Here is an 18,157-nt window from a genome sequence, read left to right on the forward strand (position 1 = left end):
ACGGATTGTTACTAAGGCATAAAGCTAGAATTGATGCAAGAAAATCACTTAGCAAAATGGTTGAACAATGACCTCACTGAGGCCGAACTCGCAGAGTTTAAAAAATCTGCCGAGTATGCTTCCTATGAGCGTATTGTTGCCGCTTCCAGTCAGTTGCAAGCACCTGATTTTGATGCGGATGAGGCTCTTATGGCTATAAAGAACCAACGTACTTTACAAGATACGAAGGTGGTACAGCTGCATCCTTTCAAGAAATTTTTACGAATTGCCTCTGCTGCAGCAATACTTATGTTCGGTTCTTATTTTTATCTCAATACACTAGATAAAAATATTGTAACCAAATATGCCGAGAGCAAAGAAGTTACGCTTCCGGACAACTCAAAAGTACAATTGAATGCAGATTCTGAACTTTCATTCAGTGAAAGGAAATGGAGCGAAGAGCGGAATGTGGAGCTTAAAGGTGAAGCATTTTTTAAAGTAGCCAAAGGCAAACGTTTTACAGTAGCCACAGACGCGGGAACCATTGCCGTATTGGGAACTCAGTTTAACGTAGAAAATAGAAAAGGTTTTTTTGAAGTTACCTGCTTTGAAGGTTCGGTAAGTGTTTCCTTTAAGGGAAAAGAAACAAAACTTCCCGCAGGCGCCGCATTTATAGTAATAGACGGCAATATTATAGCTTCTCCAGAATCAAAATTACTGCAACCTTCATGGATGAACAATGAAAGCACGTTTAAAAGTGTACCTCTAAAATATGTGCTTAATGAGTTCCAAAGACAACATAACGTTACCGTAGAAACAAAAGGTGTAGACTTGGAACAACTGTTTACGGGAACATTTAGCAACACGGATAGGGAAATTGCCTTAAAAAGCATAAGCGCACCCTCGCAAATAAAGTTTAAATTTGAGGGCAGCAAAGTGCTCTTTTATGTCGATAAGAATCCGTAAACTTCTTCTTTTCATTATAGGTCTTACGTGTTTCCTAAGCGCCAACCATACCATAGCTCAAAGCTCGGACAAGGTAGGGCTATCTACTTTTCTACAGCAGCTAGAACAGGATTTCGATATTAAATTCTCTTATGCGGATAATGAAATTTATGAGCTCGAAATCCATATCCCCGAAAAAAAAATATTAGCTGATATTCTTGATGATATTGAGAATCAAGCTCAAGTTGAGATAGAAAAACTTAACGAGCGTTATTATACGCTTTCCAAAAGTAACTTTGTTTCTATTTGCGCAACAGTTCTTGATAATTTTAAAATGAACACCCTTTATGGTGCCAGTATAAAAGTATTAGGCACCAATATATCTACAATTCTAGATGATAGCGGCACGTTTTCGTTAGCCAATATTCCTAGAAAGGCTTCGCTTCAAATTAAATATTTAGGTTATAAAACCTTATTTGTAAGTGCTGACGAACTTATAAAGAAAGAGCCTTGCAGCACACTTCTATTGGCTCAATTTTATCAGCAATTAGAAGAGGTGGTTGTATATGAATTTTTAACCAAAGGACTGGTAAAACAATTAGATGGCGGCCTCCAAATGAGTAGTGAAGAGTTTGGCATTCTTCCTGGTTTAATAGAGCCCGATGTTTTAAAGACCGTTCAAGCATTGCCCGGAGTTGAAAGCACGGACGAAACCGTGTCCAATATTAATATTCGCGGGGGTAGCAATGACCAAAACCTGGTCCTGTGGGACGGTATAAAAATGTACCAATCCGGGCACTTTTTTGGATTGATTTCTGCGTTCAACCCCTACTTAACGGATAAAGTTACGCTGATAAAAAACGGCACGGGAAGCGAATATGGCGATGGTGTTAGCGGCATTATAGACATGCGCACCAAAGATGATATTTCAGATACTTTCTTTGCAGGTGCAGGTTTTAACCTTATTGGAGGCGATGTCTATGGTCACCTTCCGATCAATGATAAATTGGCGGTACAATTTTCCGCTAGACGCTCTCTAACCGACCTAATTAATACTCCTACCTACGATAAATTTTTCACCCGTGTTTTTGATGATAGCCAAGTGGCACAAGAAGGTAATTTCTATTTCTATGATTTTACGGGTAAGTTATTATACGACATCAACGAAAAGCAGCACCTTCGTTTTAGTTTTATCAACATCAACAACCTGTTGGATTATACAGAGCGCGACATGGACAATGACACTGAAATACAGAGCGCTTTAAACCAACACAACCTCTCCTTTGGGACAAGTTTAAAAAGCGATTGGAGCGAAAACTTCAGTACTTTTTTAAATGCGTATCATACAACCTACAAGTTAAACGCCCGTAACATCTCCGGTAACGCGGAACAGATTCTTTTTCAGAATAACGAGGTTGAAGAAACGGCACTAAAACTCAATACAAACTATACTCCAAACCAAAATTTTGACTGGCTTAACGGGTATCAATTTACAGATACGGGTATTGCCAACGAAACATCGGTAACGCAACCTCCCTTTGAAAGCAACGCTCGCAATGTTATTAAAAGTCACGCTCTTTTTTCGGAGCTTACCTTTACCTCTACGAACAAACGGGTCTTTGCCAGAGGTGGCTTACGGATGAATTACCTAGAGAACCCGGATACTTTTAAAGAGTATATATTGGAACCTAGGGTTAGTTTTAATTATGCTTTCACCAAATATTTAAAAGTTCAAGCGCTTGGGGAATTTAAAAGTCAGGCTACCAATCAAATTATCGACTTAGAGCAAAATTTCTTAGGCATAGAAAAAAGAAGGTGGATTGTTTCCGATGGGGACCAACTGCCCATTACCAAAAGTAAACAGGGTTCCATAGGCATCAATTATGACCATCAAAACTTTTACGTTGGGATAGAAGCTTTTTACAAAGAAGTAGATGGCATTAGCACTTCTACCCAAGGTTTTCAGAACCAAAATCAGTTTAACGGAGAAATAGGAAAGTATGATGTAAAGGGCATTGAATTCCTAATCAATAAAAAAACAGATAACTACAGTGTATGGGCCAGCTACACCTACAATTTCAATACTTATAATTTTTCTGAAGTCGTTCCCCCAGATTTTCCGAATAATCTAGACATTAGACATGCGGCAACATTTGCCGGCACTTACACCTTAGAAAATTTTAAATTTGGTATCGGCTTAAATTATCGTACCGGTAAACCCTATACGGAACCTGATGCGGAAGAACCCATAAATGCCACCTTCTTCCCCAATAGGATTAACTACCAAGAACCCAATAGCAGCAGACTACCCGAATATTTACGTGCCGATGTTTCCGCTATTTACAATTTTAATATCACCAAAAAACTTAAGGCTTCCGCAGGTGTTTCCGTTTTAAACTTTACAAGTCGAAAAAATATTCTCAATACCTATTATCAATTTAATGACGATGGTGAAATAGAAAAAGTAGAAACTGTTTCTTTAGGCCTTACTCCCAATGTAAATTTCAGGGTCAGATTTTAAAGTGATTAGACTAAGCCTTCACTAAATTATAGTTAATTTTAGCGGATACATTATTCCTTATTTAACTTCCAATCCGCTCTAGCCATGCCCACTATAGAAGACATCCAAAAAGCTCGAAAACGTATTGACGGCCATATATCCCAAACACCGATCCTAAGCTCAACCCTTTTAAATGATTGGTTGGGTCATGAGATTTATTTTAAGGCAGAATGTTTGCAAAAAATAGGTGCTTTTAAAGCAAGAGGCGCATGCAACACGTTGGCTTGGTTAATAGAAAATAACGAACGGCCCAAGCATGTAATTGCCAACAGTTCCGGTAATCACTCGCAAGCAGTAGCATGGGCAGCGAGTCAGTTTAACATCCCTGCAACTATTTACATGCCCGGCTATTCATCCAAAATAAAAATTCAAGCTACCCAATCGTACGGTGCAAAAGTGGAGCTTTGTGAAAATAGGAATATTGCCGATGAACGTGTACTTGCCGCTTCCAAAGAAGAAGGCACATATTGGATTCCGCCTTTTAATCATCATCAAGTTATCGCGGGCCAAGGCACCGCAATCTGCGAAGCCTTAGAGCAAGTAACGGACATAGATGCTGTTTTTGCACCTTGTGGTGGCGGCGGACTTTTATCCGGTACGGTTATAGCCACAAACTCGCTATCACCAAAAACCAAAGTGCTTGGAGTTGAACCTTTAAATGCCAACGATGCCGCAGAATCATTACGTACCAACAAAATTCAAAGATTGACGGTAACACCAGATACGTTGGCCGATGGTGCCATGACCATGGCTGTTGGTGATATTACTTTTGAGTATTTAAAAAAGTTAGACGGCATGTACGAGGTTGAAGAATCAAAACTGATATATTGGACGCAATGGCTTACCCATCTACTAAAGCTGCATATTGAACCCACTAGCGCAATGGCTATGGAAGGTGTTGTACAATGGTTAAAAAATTGTACCACTAAAAAACGTATTATGGTTATGTTATCCGGAGGGAATATTGACCATACCAACCAATTAAAAATTTGGAATACAAATCACCTGGATTCCAGACCTGGCAATATTCTGTAGTTCCTAAAATTAGGATTCTATAGTTGCTATTTCTCCGGGAAGTTGTTCTGGTATAACTTGAAAATCAAAATTTAGCATTTTTTGAATAATCGCATAGAGTTCCGGAAAATCAGCTAAGAATTTTTGGGGTGTTTCCGCATAATTTTCCACCGCTACAGAAAAGAATTCTTGCAGGTTGGTCATTCCATATTCTCTAAAATAATTAGAATCCGCCAACTTTTGAGCGTACCCTTCCCTCAAGAAAATCTCTTTTATTTTTTTAAGTCCCACCCTAAACTTTCTGGCTTCCCAAGAACTTTTCCGAATCATTTCGAAACTAAGTGCATGGGCAAATTCATGCAAAGCCAAGTTCAGGTTGTCATCTGAAATCCGGAACCCTTCCCAAATGGTATCGGCGGAAACAATAACCGTTTTAAACCGAGGGTTGTACTCTCCCAAATGGTGTCTTCTATTGATACGGGAATAGTATTTTGAGGGATAAACGATAATTCGCAACAGTGAACGTCGCATTTTATAGTCCTTTAAACCCAATGTCATTAATATGGCAGAAGCGCTTAATAGCAATTTCAGTTCTTCTTTTTCATCTACCCGTCCATAGAAAACAAACTTCTTTCTACTTCTAAACCACATAATACGCTTATCGCACTTCTCTCGTAATGAAATGGGCAGTTCAGAATAAATTGCAAAATTATCTTCTAGTAACCGCCTATCTTTAGCAGAAAGTAACTTTGTTCTTACAAAGGGATTCAAAGCATAGAGGCCAATGGTATAGTAGACCATATACAACACCTGAAACAAAAGAAAGGCTAGCGCCAAAATTTTGAAATTATGCTCTGTTAACATACTGCTTACAACTCCAAAAAAGATTTTAAATTGTACAGGACTATTTCTACATACGCTCCGGAACGTCTATTCCTAAAAGTTTAAATGCAGATGCTACCACTTCACTCACTTTTTGAGAAAGTTGCACACGCAATAATCGTTTTTGCTCATCGGTTTCTCCTAAAATAGAAACCTGCTGATAGAATGAGTTAAATTCCTTTACCAAATCGTAAGTATAGTTGGCAATTAGAGCTGGACTATAATTCTCTGCTGCCAATTGAATAACTTCCGGGTACAATTGCAATTGTTTTATAAGCTCCTTTTCTTTGTCATGCAAAGCATTGACTATTACATCCGCAGTGGTATCAAAATCTGCCTTTCTTAGGATAGACTGAATACGCGCATAGGTATATTGAATAAAAGGCCCTGTATTCCCTTGAAAATCTACAGATTCTTCAGGATCAAAAAGAATACGTTTTTTGGGGTCTACTTTTAAAATAAAGTACTTAAGTGCCCCAAGGCCAATTAATTTATAGAGGGCATTTTTCTCTTCATCAGAATACCCCTCCAACTTGCCTAAATCTTCCGATATTTGAGCGGCCGTTCTGGTCATATCGTTCATTAAATCATCCGCATCTACAACGGTGCCTTCCCTACTCTTCATTTTACCACTTGGTAAATCTACCATACCGTAGCTCAAATGATGTAGGTTTTCAGACCAAGAAAAACCAAGTTTCTTCAAGATCAAAAACAACACTTTAAAGTGATAATCTTGCTCATTACCCACCGTGTAGACCATACCACCCACATCTGGATAATCTTTAACTCTTTGTATAGCCGTACCTATATCTTGGGTCATATAGACTGCCGTGCCATCTGAACGGAGTACTATTTTTTCATCAAGACCATCATCTGTCAAGTCTATCCAAACACTACCATCTTCCTTTTTAAAGAATATTCCTTTTTCTAGTCCGCCCGCCACTACATCTTTACCTAATAAATAGGTGTTACTTTCGTAGTATAAAGTATCAAAATCAACACCCAGGTTTTTATAGGTAACATCAAAGCCTTTATAGACCCAGCCGTTCATTTCTTTCCAAAGCGAAACGACTTCCTCATCACCGGCTTCCCATTTTTGAAGCATTTCTTGAGCTTCCAACAGAATAGGAGCTTCTTTTTCAGCTACCTTTTTATCAGTTCCTGCGGCTACCATTTCAGCTATTTCGGCCTTATAAGCTTTATCAAAAGCAACATAATAGTTACCAACCAGTTTATCGCCTTTTAGCCCTGTACTTTCTGGTGTCTCCCCATTTCCAAAACGCTGCCACGCTAACATACTTTTACAAATATGAATGCCACGGTCGTTTATAATCTGGGTTTTGTACACCTTCTTACCCGAAGCCTTTAAAATCTCGGCAACGGAATACCCTAAGAGGTTATTTCTAATATGTCCTAAGTGCAAAGGTTTGTTGGTGTTAGGTGAAGAATATTCCACCATTATAGCATCGTTTTCTTTTTGAGAAACAAAACCATAGCTGTCATTTGCTTTTATCCCGTTGAAGAAATCAAGATAATAAGCATCTGCAATAACCAAGTTCAAAAAACCCTTAATTACATTAAAACCAGTAACCTCAGCTACTTCTTTTTCCAGATACGCACCTATTTGCTCACCTATTTGAACAGGGTTTCCTTTTACGAAACGAAGCATAGGAAATACCACAATAGTTACATCACCTTCAAAATCTTTTCGGGTAGGTTGAAACTCCACTGATGGAAGTTCTATTTCAAAAATAGCTGCAACCGCCTCTTTAACCTTGGTTTCTAAAATTGCTTGAATACTCATATAATCTATCGTTTCAGGCTGCAAAACTAATCATTTTTTACGCTTTTACCCTAAGACTAGGTGTATTGGCTTCGGTTTTCTTTAACTTTATGAAAATGGCACCATATTGAGCAATTAATTTTAAAAGAGACCCTACATGCTTTTAAACGTATCATATACAGACAAACAGGTTACCAAAAAAATAGATGAAGCGGTAGGAAAGCCTTTTACGCTACGTAAAAGGTGGGATATGGGTGGCATAGGTTCGCCGCGGTTGTTCATTACCGAAACCAGTGTTGAAATTAGAAACCTGTTGATTTTAGACAATAACCGCGATCAATGTAATATTGAACTACGGCCAAAAGGAATCATAGTTCGCTTCAGGTCGTTATTGGAAACTTTTGCTTTGGTCATTCCATTTTACAAACTCACGTTATACAAAGGTGATATTGGAATCTATTCCATTTATCGCGACCATTATTTTATTAAAGTTAAAGCAGATACTAAAGCCATTCAGAAATTCTTTATTAAAATTCAAAATTACAAAGCCGACAATTCACCCACCTCAATCGAAGACCTATAATACATAGCAGCCCATGAAAATACTCTTAACAGGTGCCAATGGCTATATTGGTATGCGATTGTTACCGCAATTATTGGACATGGGCCATGAAGTGGTGTGCACCGTTCGTGATGAAGCTCGGTTTTCTATTGAGAAAGAAATGCGAGCGCAGATTGAGGTTCTGGAAGTCGATTTCCTAAAGGAGGTTGAACCTTTTAAAATTCCGAAGGATATTAATGCCGCCTATTTTCTAATACACTCCATGAGTTCATCTACGCAAGATTTTGATGCCATGGAAGCCAAAACTGCGAAAAATTTCAATGCCTACCTCAGCGAAACCCAAGTTAAACAAGTTATTTATCTCAGTGGAATCGTAAACGAAGAGAACCTATCCAAACACCTTTGGTCTAGAAAGAATGTAGAGCGCATACTTTATGAAGGCTCTTTTGAACTAACCGTTTTACGGGCCGGTATTATAGTGGGCTCAGGAAGTTCATCATTTGAAATTATACGTGACCTCTGCGAAAAATTACCGGTTATGATTACACCAAAATGGGTATTGACCAAAACACAGCCCATTGCCATTAGGGATATCCTAACTTTTTTGACCGGTGTTCTGGGCAATGAAAAAACCTATAATGGTTCTTTTGATATTGCCGGACCCGATGTCCTCACCTACAAACAGATGTTGGAGCAATATGCCGAAGTGCGAGGGTTTAAAAACTATATTATGACGGTTCCCGTAATGACCCCCAAACTATCTAGTTACTGGCTTTATTTGGTAACCTCTACCTCATATAAATTGGCATTGAACCTTGTAGATAGTATGAAAATAGAGGTCATTGCCAGCAACAATCGGTTACAGGAAATTCTGAACATCAAACCACATAGCTACAAAGAGGCCATTGATTTAGCATTTAAAAAGATAGAGCAAAATCTCGTGGTAAGCAGCTGGAAAGACAGCATGGTGAGCGGCCGCTTTAAAAAGAATTTGGAGAAATACATTCAGGTTCCAAAATATGGGGTTTTAAAAGATGAGAAAAAAGTAAAAGTGGACAACCCTGACCAGGTTTTAAAAAACATCTGGAAAATTGGTGGGGAAACGGGCTGGTATTATGGGAATTGGCTCTGGAAAATACGGGGAATAATAGATAAGTTTTCGGGTGGTGTAGGCCTCCGACGAGGACGTACGCATCCGGATAAAATTTATGCTGGCGATTCATTGGATTTTTGGCGTGTTCTTCTAGCGGATAAAAAAGCAAAGCGCCTTCTACTTTTTGCCGAAATGAAGTTGCCCGGCGAAGCTTGGCTAGAATTTAAAATTGATGAACACAATGTTTTACACCAGACTGCAACTTTTAGACCTAGGGGCTTAAAAGGGCGCTTGTATTGGTACAGTATTGTGCCTTTTCATTACTTTATCTTTGGAGGTATGATACGTAATATTGCCAAAGCAAAATGAACAAAAATCCATCGTTCTGCCATACAAAGCTTTTTTGGCTTTTCCTGTCCTTCTTAACATTATCATGGGGATACGCACAGAATGACAAACTGAAGAGCCTGGAAATTCCTAAAACTCCTCCACTAGGTTACGAATCCATTTTAACCGCAGAACTTAACGATGCTTTAATGCCGGGGGCAGCTTATGAAGTTGGATTTTGGATTTTTGGCAAGCAATTGCAAGACGAGAGTTACTCCTATCCAATTACTGTATTCCCTTCTAATGGTGGTGATATATCAAATGAAGGTATTTCGGATATTGTTGAGTCCGTTCAACCCTCACCTAAATTAGAAGTAAACCCACCACCAAACTATGCTACCCGTGGCCATTTTACTTTTATAGTTAGACCAGATAAGCCATATGATTATTTAACTATCGCCCTAAAAAACACAGATACAAAGGCATCACCCATCAACTTTAAAAAAGACATTAAGGTAATAGGTGTTTTTTCAAAACCACTTCCCAACCGAGCAATGGAAAAAGTTGTCCCTCCCAAAGATGCAGGAACTATAATACCCGACACCCCAGTTAAGATTGCGGAACGCACATTAATAGACAGCTTTGAACGCTATTCCGTTTCAGAGAAAAATGTTCAATTAGGGCTGTACGACCACCGCAGAATAGATAATGATATTGTAACAGTTTACCTGAATGGTAAAATTGCCGTTGAGCAGGTTGCCTTAAAGCGAAAAAAACAGTTCTTTAAACTTAATCTACAACCGGGTGAAAATATCATAACCCTACATGCCGAGAACTTGGGTGATGTAGCTCCAAACACTTCCGCTATATTAATCAAAACGAAAACAGAAGAATTTATGGCGGTATTGGAGTCCGATTTAGGGCAAAGTTCTTATTTTACACTCATCTATGAGAAGTAATGGATAGGTAATATACGAAACACAACTATCACCCGAAACCGAATACCAGCCAATGAAACATTTAAAAAACCCATTACTTTCTATCTCCATTGGCATTATACTAGCTTTTACCCTAGTAGTATTTTTTGCTACGGAAGCCACCTATGAATCTATTGAATCTGCATCCATATGGGTACGAAATTACTTTGGGTTCTTCTATCTTTATTTAGGTTTAGGCTGCGTTCTATTTTTATTGGCCATTGCATTCTCTCCCTTCGGAAAAATTAAATTAGGGAAGAAAAACTCAACACCCGAGCATTCACTTTGGGCTTGGACGTCCATGCTCTACAGTGCGGGAATGGGTTCAGGCATACTGCTACGTGCCGTACAAGAGCCGGTTTTTATGCAACAACATCCACCATATAAGTCAGACTTGGCGCCGGAAATATTAGCGCTGGAGTTTACTTTTTACCAATGGGGATTTACCGCATGGGCCTTTTACGGTCTCTTTGCTATGGTTGTAGGTTATGCCCTCTTCGTAAAGAAAAAGAAAGTTAGGGTCAGTGCCACCATAGAAGATACTATTTCTAATTCTGTTGCAAGGAAAGGTATAGACATCATGACCATCATTACCACCATTTTTGGACTTATAGCTGCAATTAGCTTAGGAACTACCCAGATTAACGGAGGTTTAAACCATGTTTTTGACAGCCATTTAGGCATCACCACAACACTACTTTTGGCAGTTCTAATTTCGGCTATTGCCTTCTATTCTGCTTGGCAAGGCGTTAATAAGGGTATTAAAATCATTTCAAAAGTCAATATACTAATCACCACCCTCCTATTAGTGTTTGTATTTCTAATGAGTGATACTTCTGGAATTTTGGTTGCTTTTGGCACAGCTACCCTAAACTATCTTATTGATTTTATACCCATGAGTTTGGCTTATGGGAATTATGACCCGGGCATGACGTTCTTAACGGATTGGACCTTCTATTACTGGGCATTTTGGTTAGCTTGGGCTCCGTTTACCGGAATATTTATTGCTAGAATATCCAAAGGACGTACATTGCGCCAGTTATTGTTGGGCGTATTAATAATTCCATCAATAGGCACTTTCTTCTGGTTTTCTGTTTTTGGCACTTCAGCATTTGAACTTATTGAAGTATGGGGGACTTACAACAATGAATTTGGTAATGTCTTCTCTTCAATCTTCGTTTTTTTTAAGAACTACCCCTTAGCCACTCTTCTTAACTTCACCACTATATTTTTGCTCATTAGCTTTTTGGTCACCTCAATAGACTCTGCGGTATTTGTATTGAGTATGTTTACGGACCATGGTAAAAAGAACCCCCACAAGCAGCACAGACTTATCTGGGCCGTTTTTATTTTAATGGCGACTATGGCCTTAATTCTTTTAGGGAATGCCAAACCAGATATAGATGTCCTTACCGCAATCCAAAAACTATTGATTATTACTTCACTACCATTTGCCCTGTTTATAGTATACATGGCCGGAGCTTTTGTCTGGGAAATTTCCAATAAAAAAAAGTGATTTGTTTCCAAAACACCTTTACGGTACTCTTTCACGAGTTAAAAATCAGTTTGAGTGTTCTTTAAATTGAGCTAGAAACAGCCCTACCCGATGAAGTGATTGAAATCTCCGATAACCAAAAATGCTATTCAACAACTTATTATACTTTGGCATCAGAAAAACTTCATTTGGCAACAATCGAGTTTTTAGAGACAATAGTCGCCGTAAATTAGCATCAGAAATCAAAACCCCCACCGTTATGAACAATAAATTAAAAAGTTTACTTTATTTAGCCAGCTTTGTTGCAGCAATAGTTATTTATGATAACTCCAATAAAAATCAAGAAACAGAGCATGCGGTGGCAGACGTTACAATAGAACAAACATCAACCCACGAAGGATTGAATTAAAATACTACGAAAACTATTTAGGTTTCCCAAAAACCTAAATGTTTTTCGCCTAGAACATACCTACTTAAAATGCAAAAAAGGACCTAGAAACATCTAGGTCCTTTTTTTTCTCTACTCCTAAGAGTTAGAATAACTCCTCTTTTACCGCCTCAAAATATTGGGCGCTTACCGGTATTTCTTTTTCACCAATGTATATATCCCGCCCTTTAAGGGCCGTTACCTTCCCCCTGTTTACAATGTACGACCGATGTACACGCATAAACTGACTAGCAGGCAAAACTTCCTGTAACTTTTTTAAAGACTGTAAGCTCATTAGTTTTTTATCACCTACATAAAAATTAACGTATTCGCTATCGCTTTCAATATAAAGTATGTCGTCGTATTTTAATTTATGTAGGTCATAGCCAGATTTTACGGTAATACTATCACCTCCAGATGGCAGCTGCTCTATATACACTTCTTCCCTATTAGGTTTTGCTTTGTTTACAGCAGACAAAAAGCGTTCAAAAGTAATGGGCTTTAAAAGATAATCAAGAGCACTGAGCTCAAAACCTTCCAACGCGTATTCAGAATAGGCCGTAGTAAATATTACTTGGGTATTCTCAGGTACCAATTTAGCAAAATCGGTCCCCTTTATTTCGGGCATTTGAATATCAAGAAAAAGCAAATCTACCTTTTCTTCCTTTATGAGCTGCAATGCCTCCAATGGATTGGCCACTTCTGCTACCAAGGTTAAGAAATCAAGCCTTTCTACATAGGCTTTTAATAGACCTCTAGCCAATTCTTCATCATCTACAATAATACACTTAATCGGTTCCATTTAAACTAATGCTAAGGTTTACAGTATAACTATCTGGGGTGTCTTCAATTTTTAAAACGTGTTTATCCGGATACAGAATCTCCAAACGTTTCTTTACATTCTCTAACCCAATACCCCCCACCGCATCTTTCTGAGTTGGCATTACAGAAATACTATTGGTCACATAAAACGCTATATTGCGGTTGTCCGAATGCACCTTTATATCTAGAAATCCGTCTGCAACGTGATCTATATTCCCATGCTTCAAAGCATTTTCTACAAACGGAATCAATATCATGGGGGCTATTTTGGCATTGGAATTCAGCACTTCAAATTTGGTATTTATAGGAAACGGTTTACTACTTTTTAATCGAAATAAATCCAAATAATTACTAATGTACGCAATCTCCTTTTTAATAGGTACAGTAGGTTGTTCGCATTCATAAAGAACATACCTCAGCATTTCTGAAAGCGTACCAATACTTTGCTGAGTCTTATTGGAGTCAATTACGGAAAGTGCATAAATATTATTTAGCGAATTGAATAAAAAGTGTGGATTTATCTGCGATTTTAAAAACTTCAACTCCATCTGAAGATTTTCATTTTTATTCCTAATAGTCTCCTCTTCCTTTTTCTGTGCGAACAAAAATGTTTCTACAAAAGTGGCCAGCACATAAGCAATGGATAGAATTAAAAATTGAATCAGTATTTCTGGCGGAGCTATTGGTGGTCCTCCTCTACGTCCTCCTCCAGGAGGGGGGGGCATATTCCCTTCCGGTATATTATTCAAAATAGGATTTTCAGTAATAAGAAAAGAACAGAAGACGATCAACACAAATGAGACTACGCCAAAAAGTAGATATTTTTTTTTAAACAAAAGGGTGGGTGCCGTCCAATAAATCAATGCAGCTATTACAATAATCTGCATAATGAAAGAAGGAACGTTCTTGTCCAAAAATCTAGCGTTTTCATTAAGTAACAGCCATGCCATAAGCCAAACGGCCAACCAAAGAAAAACATGAAAAAGAAAGCGATGTGTTTGTTTCATGGTACAAATTAAAGTAATTATTTCTCGGCAAAACCCAAAAAGGACTATTCCAAACCCTTTAAACAAGGGGACTTACTTATTAAAACAACGCATTCACTGAAAACTTCTCGCCACAGGCTTATTACGTTCATTCTGCATGGAACTGTTGCCCACCTTTGTCATCAGAAATACGAACAATTTAAAATTAAATATCATGAAAAAAAGTTCTTTTTACACCGTAATAGCAACTGCCGTTCTTGGCTTAGCAACCATCCAAACAGGGTATGCCCAAGAAGACCGTAAAGAACCGCCCTCTGCAACCGAACTAATGGAAAAAATGGATGCCAATGAAGACGGAAAACTTTCTAAAGATGAATTAAAGGGCCCTATTAAAAATGACTTCGACACTATAGACAAAGACGAAGATGGCTTTCTTTCTTTGGAAGAATTGGAAAATGCACCAAAACCAAAGCGTCGAAAAAAATAATAAAACTGAAAAAAAATGAAACAAGTATTGACATTGGCTATAAGCAGTTTGTTCATTCTTATCTCTGGAAACAGTTGTAATTCTGATGAAAGCGCTACCACCGAGGAAAATGAAACAAATACTGAAGTAGTGAGTGGCACGGTTGACGCAAGTCTATTTTTAGAAGATGGACTTGCCGAGCCCATAACCATGGTAGAGAAAACACTTTCTGACGGTACGGTCGCCATGTGTTACAAAATCACCACTACTTCCACCCCTTCGGAACACCAAATGGGTCCGTGGTGCCCCACCAATATTTCAGATGGTGCCGACAAAGGTGGAAAATGGTTCGAAAATGGAGAACTCTACGATGTAGATGGTGCTTTTATTGAAAATATGGACGATTTCTATGCCGATGCTACTTGGAAAATGTACGATGAAAACGGAGACATTTATGTAACCAACTCTTTGGAAGACTGTCAAAATGCAGCTAACCCAAACGTGGGCGAAGAGTATAAAAATTTCTGTGTTGAATGTCAGCCTTCCTATGTAACGGACATAACCCTTACCTATTACATTCCGGTAACGCCCGTAAAATTGGATACGCCCATTTATATATCCAATGGCGCACCTGGAGGCAATGGCGGGACTCCTCCAGAAGGTGGTCCACCACCGGAAGAAGGCGGTGGAGACAACACTGTTATAGGTCTAGCATTTAACGGTGTAAATTTTGACCCACCTGCTCCAACTGCAAATATTCTTGGCGCCTATACCTTGGCTCCTATGGATGACAACGGCGGACATGTGAACCCAAATACGGGTTACCATTACCACGCTGCGACCGGAATGACCGCACAAATTTCACAAGAAGACGGCCATTCTGCAATGATAGGCTACGCCATAGATGGTTTTCCCTTGTTTGAACTATTGGACGAAGATGGTACCGAACCTACCGATTTAGATGATTGTCGCGGCCATACAGATGACATTCGCGGCTATCACTATCATGTAGCCCCAGCCGGAACCAACAGCTTTATTGGCTGTTTTGCGGGAGCACAAGGCACGTTTGAAGTAAACTAAAATCAATGATCATGAAAAAATTAATCATCGGTATTTTAATCAGCTTTTATACTTTGTCCGCTAGTGCCCATAGTTCGCAAATAGCAACCATGACACTGGCTCAAGACCAACAAAATAATTGGAGCTTACATATTAGCTCATCATTTAACGGTTTCAGGAATCAATTAATTCAAAATTTTCCAGATATAAAAGTTGATGATTTATCTGCCGATGATTTTCAAAAATTGGTCATTGCCTACGTTAAGGACAATATAGTTTTGAATGGTAATTCGGGTTTTATTGGAGAACTTAGGGAAGGTGCCATAAAAATGGGACATCAAACAGACTTAAAATTTAGGGTAACGGGTCTGCCCAATAAACTTAGTACTTTACAGGTGAAGCTAAAAGGCTTTAGTGAGGCTTCAAAACACAATACTGTATTCAAAATTATTGACCCTACGGTAACCTCTAAAAATTTTGTCATCAAAAAAGACAACCAATTTGCTGTGTCCATAGAGAAAGCTAATGGAGCGTTTCAAATTAAGGGACAAGAAGAAAATCTATTGATCCCATTTATTGCCCTAACCCTGTTGGTAATTATGTCCGTAGTCATTATTTCAAAAATTTTCAGGAAAGAAGAAATTGTACTAAGGCCGGTCTAACGGCATTACACAATTAAATTTCTAAATCATTCCCATTAATCATATTTAAAAAGAATTAAAATGAAAAAAGAAGTTCTAAAAAAGATTATCCCGTTAAGCCTTGTTGTTGCCATTACGGGATTTGGTATTATTGCTTGCAGTTCTGACAGTTCTGATGATTCCTTTGAAGACGAAGAAAGTGAAACCGAAGAAGAAACCGTAACTGAACTGCACGCGGCCTATGCGGCTTTCAATTCGGAAGCAACCACTATTTACTTAGACGGTTCGGAAGTTGTTATAGAGACTACCGGACTTCCCAATCACGAAACCATATATTGGGGCGAAGGCAACAGCCTATACAAGGACGAGCCCGATGTGGATAAAACGCCTAGTATTATGTCCAGCAACAACAACGCTACCACTATACGTGTAGATGCCACTCCCAATTTAACGGGAAACACGGTCGAAACACAGTTGAATACCATTGGTATAGCAGTTAGCGGCTCATCGATCTTTAATGATCAAGAAGGCGGCGGCGCACTGGATCAAGCCGCCGGAAGCTTAGATTGGACAGGTGCACATATTGGCCCAGGTGTATATCACTACCATCTTGAACCTGTAGCCTTTTCCGATGATGATGAAAATCTAATTGGCATACTACTCGATGGCGTATTCCTATACGGAAGAAAATGCAACTCCACAGGCACCTATCCTACAGATTTAGATGCTTCCGGAGGTCACGTTTCTACTACCCAGTATACAGATGGAGAGGAAGAATATCACTATCACATCATCAATGAAGTCTATTCTACAACAGGCTCTTACCTTGCATTTGCAGGTCCGTATCAAGGTTATTAATTGTTATGACAAAATCACTGTACTTAATAATACTATTGTTCGCGCTCTCTTTTTTTGGTCATAATGAGGACATTGAAACAATTCCAAAAACGGAAAAAAAACCGCGTATAAAGAATCATGAGGTTTACAAGCATGATTTAGTACTAAATCAAAACGAAGGGAAATGGTACTACCAGAACAAACCGTTTAACGGGTACTCTATAAAATGTTACCCAAATGGAGTTACAAGTGAAAGATTGGGGTATTTAAATGGAAAAAGAGAGGGTATAGCTAAACGCTGGGAAAATAATGGCCTTCTCCGTATAGAATCTTTCTACAAACAAAACCGATTGACCGGCACATATAAAGTCTGGTGGAAAAATGGCGAGTTGGCGGAAGAATCTATCTATGAGAACGGTGCCCTGCACGGTGTTCAAAAGATGTATTACCCAGATGGTTCACTTGCCAAAAAAAGACAACTTGTAAACGGCAGGGAAGAAGGATTACAAAAATCCTGGCTTAAAAACGGCAAGCTGTATATTAATTACGAAGCCAAGAATGGCCGAATTTTTGGAATGAAAAGAGCTAACTCATGCTATAAACTAGAAGATGAAATTGTTGTTAGAAGTAAAAAAATATAGCTTTATTCTATTGTTCATTGTTTTGACCGCATGCAATCAGACGGTCAAAAAAAGCAACCATAACAAGGATACGTCAAGCAGGGTTAAACATCTGCCCTATTATGGGGATGCATCTTTTACACCGCATTGGCTAGAACCAGGTTCACAAGAGGAAAAAGACTTTCATAAGATTCCCAATTATAAATTGGTAGATCAACTTGGAGACACCATTACATCTGAAACCTTTAAAGACCAGATTTATATTACCGATTTTTTCTTTACCACTTGCCCCGGCATCTGTTTAAAAATGACTGGAAACATGCAAAAAATACAAGATGCTTTTTTAAATGATCCAGAGGTAGCCATTTTATCCCATTCCGTTACGCCTTCCATAGATTCCGTTTCTGTTCTGAACACCTATGCTAAAAAGAATGGCATAATTGATGCAAAATGGCATTTGGTTACAGGTGATAAACAAGAAATCTATGATTTGGGAAGAAACCATTATTTTGTTGAAAATGACTTGGGCATTCCCAAGGACATAAACGACTTTCTACATACAGAAAACTTCTTGCTAGTTGACAAAAACAAGCATATAAGAGGTATTTACAATGGTTTAAACCGTGCTTCCGTAGCCCAACTCATAGTAGATATAAAAGCTCTAAAAAAAGAGCATTGACCT

The 18,157-nt window shown here is 38.6% G+C and carries 18 protein-coding genes; 14 read left to right on the forward strand and 4 right to left on the reverse strand.

Annotated features, from left to right (window positions below; translation table 11 throughout):
* The first annotated feature begins 33 nt into the window (after positions 1–33).
* From P0077_RS04105 to P0077_RS04115, 3 genes are all read left to right on the forward strand, one after another.
* A complete protein-coding gene (locus P0077_RS04105; protein ID WP_276167896.1) occupies positions 34–945 on the forward strand; it encodes a FecR family protein in 912 nt (303 codons plus the stop codon).
* The gene (locus tag P0077_RS04110; RefSeq protein ID WP_276167897.1) at positions 926–3,445 is read left to right on the forward strand and encodes a TonB-dependent receptor; all 2,520 of its coding nucleotides are present in this window, start codon (positions 926–928) and stop codon (positions 3,443–3,445) included. Before P0077_RS04105 ends, P0077_RS04110 begins: the two co-directional genes overlap by 20 nt.
* Positions 3,446–3,529: 84 nt before the next feature.
* The gene (locus tag P0077_RS04115; RefSeq protein WP_276167898.1) at positions 3,530–4,519 is read left to right on the forward strand and encodes a serine/threonine dehydratase; all 990 of its coding nucleotides are present in this window, start codon (positions 3,530–3,532) and stop codon (positions 4,517–4,519) included.
* Between the two features lie 9 nt (positions 4,520–4,528).
* On the opposite strand, the gene P0077_RS04120 is transcribed toward P0077_RS04115, so the two are convergent.
* Both P0077_RS04120 and argS read right to left on the reverse strand, forming a co-directional pair.
* Complete coding sequence (locus P0077_RS04120; RefSeq protein ID WP_276167899.1) at positions 4,529–5,335, reverse strand: zinc-dependent peptidase; 807 nt, start codon at positions 5,333–5,335, stop codon at positions 4,529–4,531.
* A 73-nt stretch (positions 5,336–5,408) separates the two neighbouring features.
* A complete protein-coding gene (gene argS / locus P0077_RS04125) occupies positions 5,409–7,184 on the reverse strand; it encodes an arginine--tRNA ligase (RefSeq protein WP_276167900.1) in 1,776 nt (591 codons plus the stop codon).
* A 136-nt stretch (positions 7,185–7,320) separates the two neighbouring features.
* On the opposite strand from argS, the gene P0077_RS04130 reads away from it, so the two are divergent.
* From P0077_RS04130 to P0077_RS04150, 5 genes are all read left to right on the forward strand, one after another.
* Complete coding sequence (locus P0077_RS04130) at positions 7,321–7,746, forward strand: hypothetical protein (RefSeq protein ID WP_276167901.1); 426 nt, start codon at positions 7,321–7,323, stop codon at positions 7,744–7,746.
* 13 nt (positions 7,747–7,759) lie between these two features.
* The gene (locus tag P0077_RS04135) at positions 7,760–9,187 is read left to right on the forward strand and encodes an SDR family oxidoreductase (RefSeq protein ID WP_276167902.1); all 1,428 of its coding nucleotides are present in this window, start codon (positions 7,760–7,762) and stop codon (positions 9,185–9,187) included.
* Complete coding sequence (locus P0077_RS04140) at positions 9,184–10,104, forward strand: hypothetical protein (RefSeq protein WP_276167903.1); 921 nt, start codon at positions 9,184–9,186, stop codon at positions 10,102–10,104. Before P0077_RS04135 ends, P0077_RS04140 begins: the two co-directional genes overlap by 4 nt.
* Before the next feature lie 52 nt (positions 10,105–10,156).
* Positions 10,157–11,638: a BCCT family transporter gene (locus tag P0077_RS04145; RefSeq protein ID WP_276167904.1), complete on the forward strand. Its 1,482-nt coding sequence runs from the start codon at positions 10,157–10,159 to the stop codon at positions 11,636–11,638.
* A 238-nt stretch (positions 11,639–11,876) separates the two neighbouring features.
* A complete protein-coding gene (locus tag P0077_RS04150; protein WP_276167905.1) occupies positions 11,877–12,026 on the forward strand; it encodes a hypothetical protein in 150 nt (49 codons plus the stop codon).
* Between the two features lie 124 nt (positions 12,027–12,150).
* Here P0077_RS04150 and P0077_RS04155 read toward each other — a convergent pair whose 3' ends face one another.
* The gene (locus P0077_RS04155; protein WP_276167906.1) at positions 12,151–12,846 is read right to left on the reverse strand and encodes a LytR/AlgR family response regulator transcription factor; all 696 of its coding nucleotides are present in this window, start codon (positions 12,844–12,846) and stop codon (positions 12,151–12,153) included.
* Positions 12,833–13,873, reverse strand: coding sequence for a sensor histidine kinase (locus P0077_RS04160; protein ID WP_276167907.1), 1,041 nt, complete (start codon positions 13,871–13,873; stop codon positions 12,833–12,835). The genes P0077_RS04155 and P0077_RS04160 overlap by 14 nt, the downstream gene beginning before the upstream one ends.
* A 193-nt stretch (positions 13,874–14,066) precedes the next feature.
* On the opposite strand from P0077_RS04160, the gene P0077_RS04165 reads away from it, so the two are divergent.
* The 6 genes from P0077_RS04165 to P0077_RS04190 are packed head-to-tail and all read left to right on the forward strand — an operon-like array spanning position 14,067 to position 18,154.
* Positions 14,067–14,339: an EF-hand domain-containing protein gene (locus P0077_RS04165; RefSeq protein WP_276167908.1), complete on the forward strand. Its 273-nt coding sequence runs from the start codon at positions 14,067–14,069 to the stop codon at positions 14,337–14,339.
* Positions 14,340–14,354: 15 nt separating this feature from the next.
* Complete coding sequence (locus P0077_RS04170) at positions 14,355–15,398, forward strand: YHYH protein (protein ID WP_276167909.1); 1,044 nt, start codon at positions 14,355–14,357, stop codon at positions 15,396–15,398.
* Positions 15,399–15,409: 11 nt separating this feature from the next.
* Positions 15,410–16,039, forward strand: a complete 630-nt coding sequence (locus P0077_RS04175) for a hypothetical protein (RefSeq protein ID WP_276167910.1) — start codon at positions 15,410–15,412, stop codon at positions 16,037–16,039.
* 60 nt (positions 16,040–16,099) lie between these two features.
* A complete protein-coding gene (locus P0077_RS04180; protein WP_194528685.1) occupies positions 16,100–16,876 on the forward strand; it encodes a YHYH protein in 777 nt (258 codons plus the stop codon).
* Between the two features lie 5 nt (positions 16,877–16,881).
* Positions 16,882–17,496 (forward strand): toxin-antitoxin system YwqK family antitoxin, encoded by a 615-nt coding sequence (locus P0077_RS04185; RefSeq protein ID WP_276167911.1) that lies wholly within the window; start codon positions 16,882–16,884, stop codon positions 17,494–17,496.
* Positions 17,465–18,154: an SCO family protein gene (locus tag P0077_RS04190; protein ID WP_276167912.1), complete on the forward strand. Its 690-nt coding sequence runs from the start codon at positions 17,465–17,467 to the stop codon at positions 18,152–18,154. The genes P0077_RS04185 and P0077_RS04190 overlap by 32 nt, the downstream gene beginning before the upstream one ends.
* Positions 18,155–18,157: the final 3 nt, after the last annotated feature.

Origin of the sequence: Zobellia alginiliquefaciens (assembly GCF_029323795.1) — a bacterium.
GTDB classification, from domain to species: domain Bacteria; phylum Bacteroidota; class Bacteroidia; order Flavobacteriales; family Flavobacteriaceae; genus Zobellia; species Zobellia alginiliquefaciens.

What these genes read in the sequence shown, in the direction of transcription:
- P0077_RS04135 (WP_276167902.1), top strand. Translation starts at nt 7,760, where the DNA reads ATGAAAATACTCTTAACAGGTGCCAATGGCTATATTGGTATGCGATTG.
- P0077_RS04105 (WP_276167896.1), top strand. Translation starts at nt 34, where the DNA reads ATGCAAGAAAATCACTTAGCAAAATGGTTGAACAATGACCTCACTGAG.
- P0077_RS04140 (WP_276167903.1), top strand. Translation starts at nt 9,184, where the DNA reads ATGAACAAAAATCCATCGTTCTGCCATACAAAGCTTTTTTGGCTTTTC.
- P0077_RS04190 (WP_276167912.1), top strand. Translation starts at nt 17,465, where the DNA reads ATGAAATTGTTGTTAGAAGTAAAAAAATATAGCTTTATTCTATTGTTC.
- P0077_RS04180 (WP_194528685.1), top strand. Translation starts at nt 16,100, where the DNA reads ATGAAAAAAGAAGTTCTAAAAAAGATTATCCCGTTAAGCCTTGTTGTT.
- P0077_RS04160 (WP_276167907.1), bottom strand. Translation starts at nt 13,873, where the DNA reads ATGAAACAAACACATCGCTTTCTTTTTCATGTTTTTCTTTGGTTGGCC.
- P0077_RS04170 (WP_276167909.1), top strand. Translation starts at nt 14,355, where the DNA reads ATGAAACAAGTATTGACATTGGCTATAAGCAGTTTGTTCATTCTTATC.
- argS (WP_276167900.1), bottom strand. Translation starts at nt 7,184, where the DNA reads ATGAGTATTCAAGCAATTTTAGAAACCAAGGTTAAAGAGGCGGTTGCA.
- P0077_RS04130 (WP_276167901.1), top strand. Translation starts at nt 7,321, where the DNA reads ATGCTTTTAAACGTATCATATACAGACAAACAGGTTACCAAAAAAATA.
- P0077_RS04185 (WP_276167911.1), top strand. Translation starts at nt 16,882, where the DNA reads ATGACAAAATCACTGTACTTAATAATACTATTGTTCGCGCTCTCTTTT.
- P0077_RS04110 (WP_276167897.1), top strand. Translation starts at nt 926, where the DNA reads ATGTCGATAAGAATCCGTAAACTTCTTCTTTTCATTATAGGTCTTACG.
- P0077_RS04145 (WP_276167904.1), top strand. Translation starts at nt 10,157, where the DNA reads ATGAAACATTTAAAAAACCCATTACTTTCTATCTCCATTGGCATTATA.
- P0077_RS04165 (WP_276167908.1), top strand. Translation starts at nt 14,067, where the DNA reads ATGAAAAAAAGTTCTTTTTACACCGTAATAGCAACTGCCGTTCTTGGC.
- P0077_RS04150 (WP_276167905.1), top strand. Translation starts at nt 11,877, where the DNA reads ATGAACAATAAATTAAAAAGTTTACTTTATTTAGCCAGCTTTGTTGCA.
- P0077_RS04155 (WP_276167906.1), bottom strand. Translation starts at nt 12,846, where the DNA reads ATGGAACCGATTAAGTGTATTATTGTAGATGATGAAGAATTGGCTAGA.
- P0077_RS04115 (WP_276167898.1), top strand. Translation starts at nt 3,530, where the DNA reads ATGCCCACTATAGAAGACATCCAAAAAGCTCGAAAACGTATTGACGGC.
- P0077_RS04175 (WP_276167910.1), top strand. Translation starts at nt 15,410, where the DNA reads ATGAAAAAATTAATCATCGGTATTTTAATCAGCTTTTATACTTTGTCC.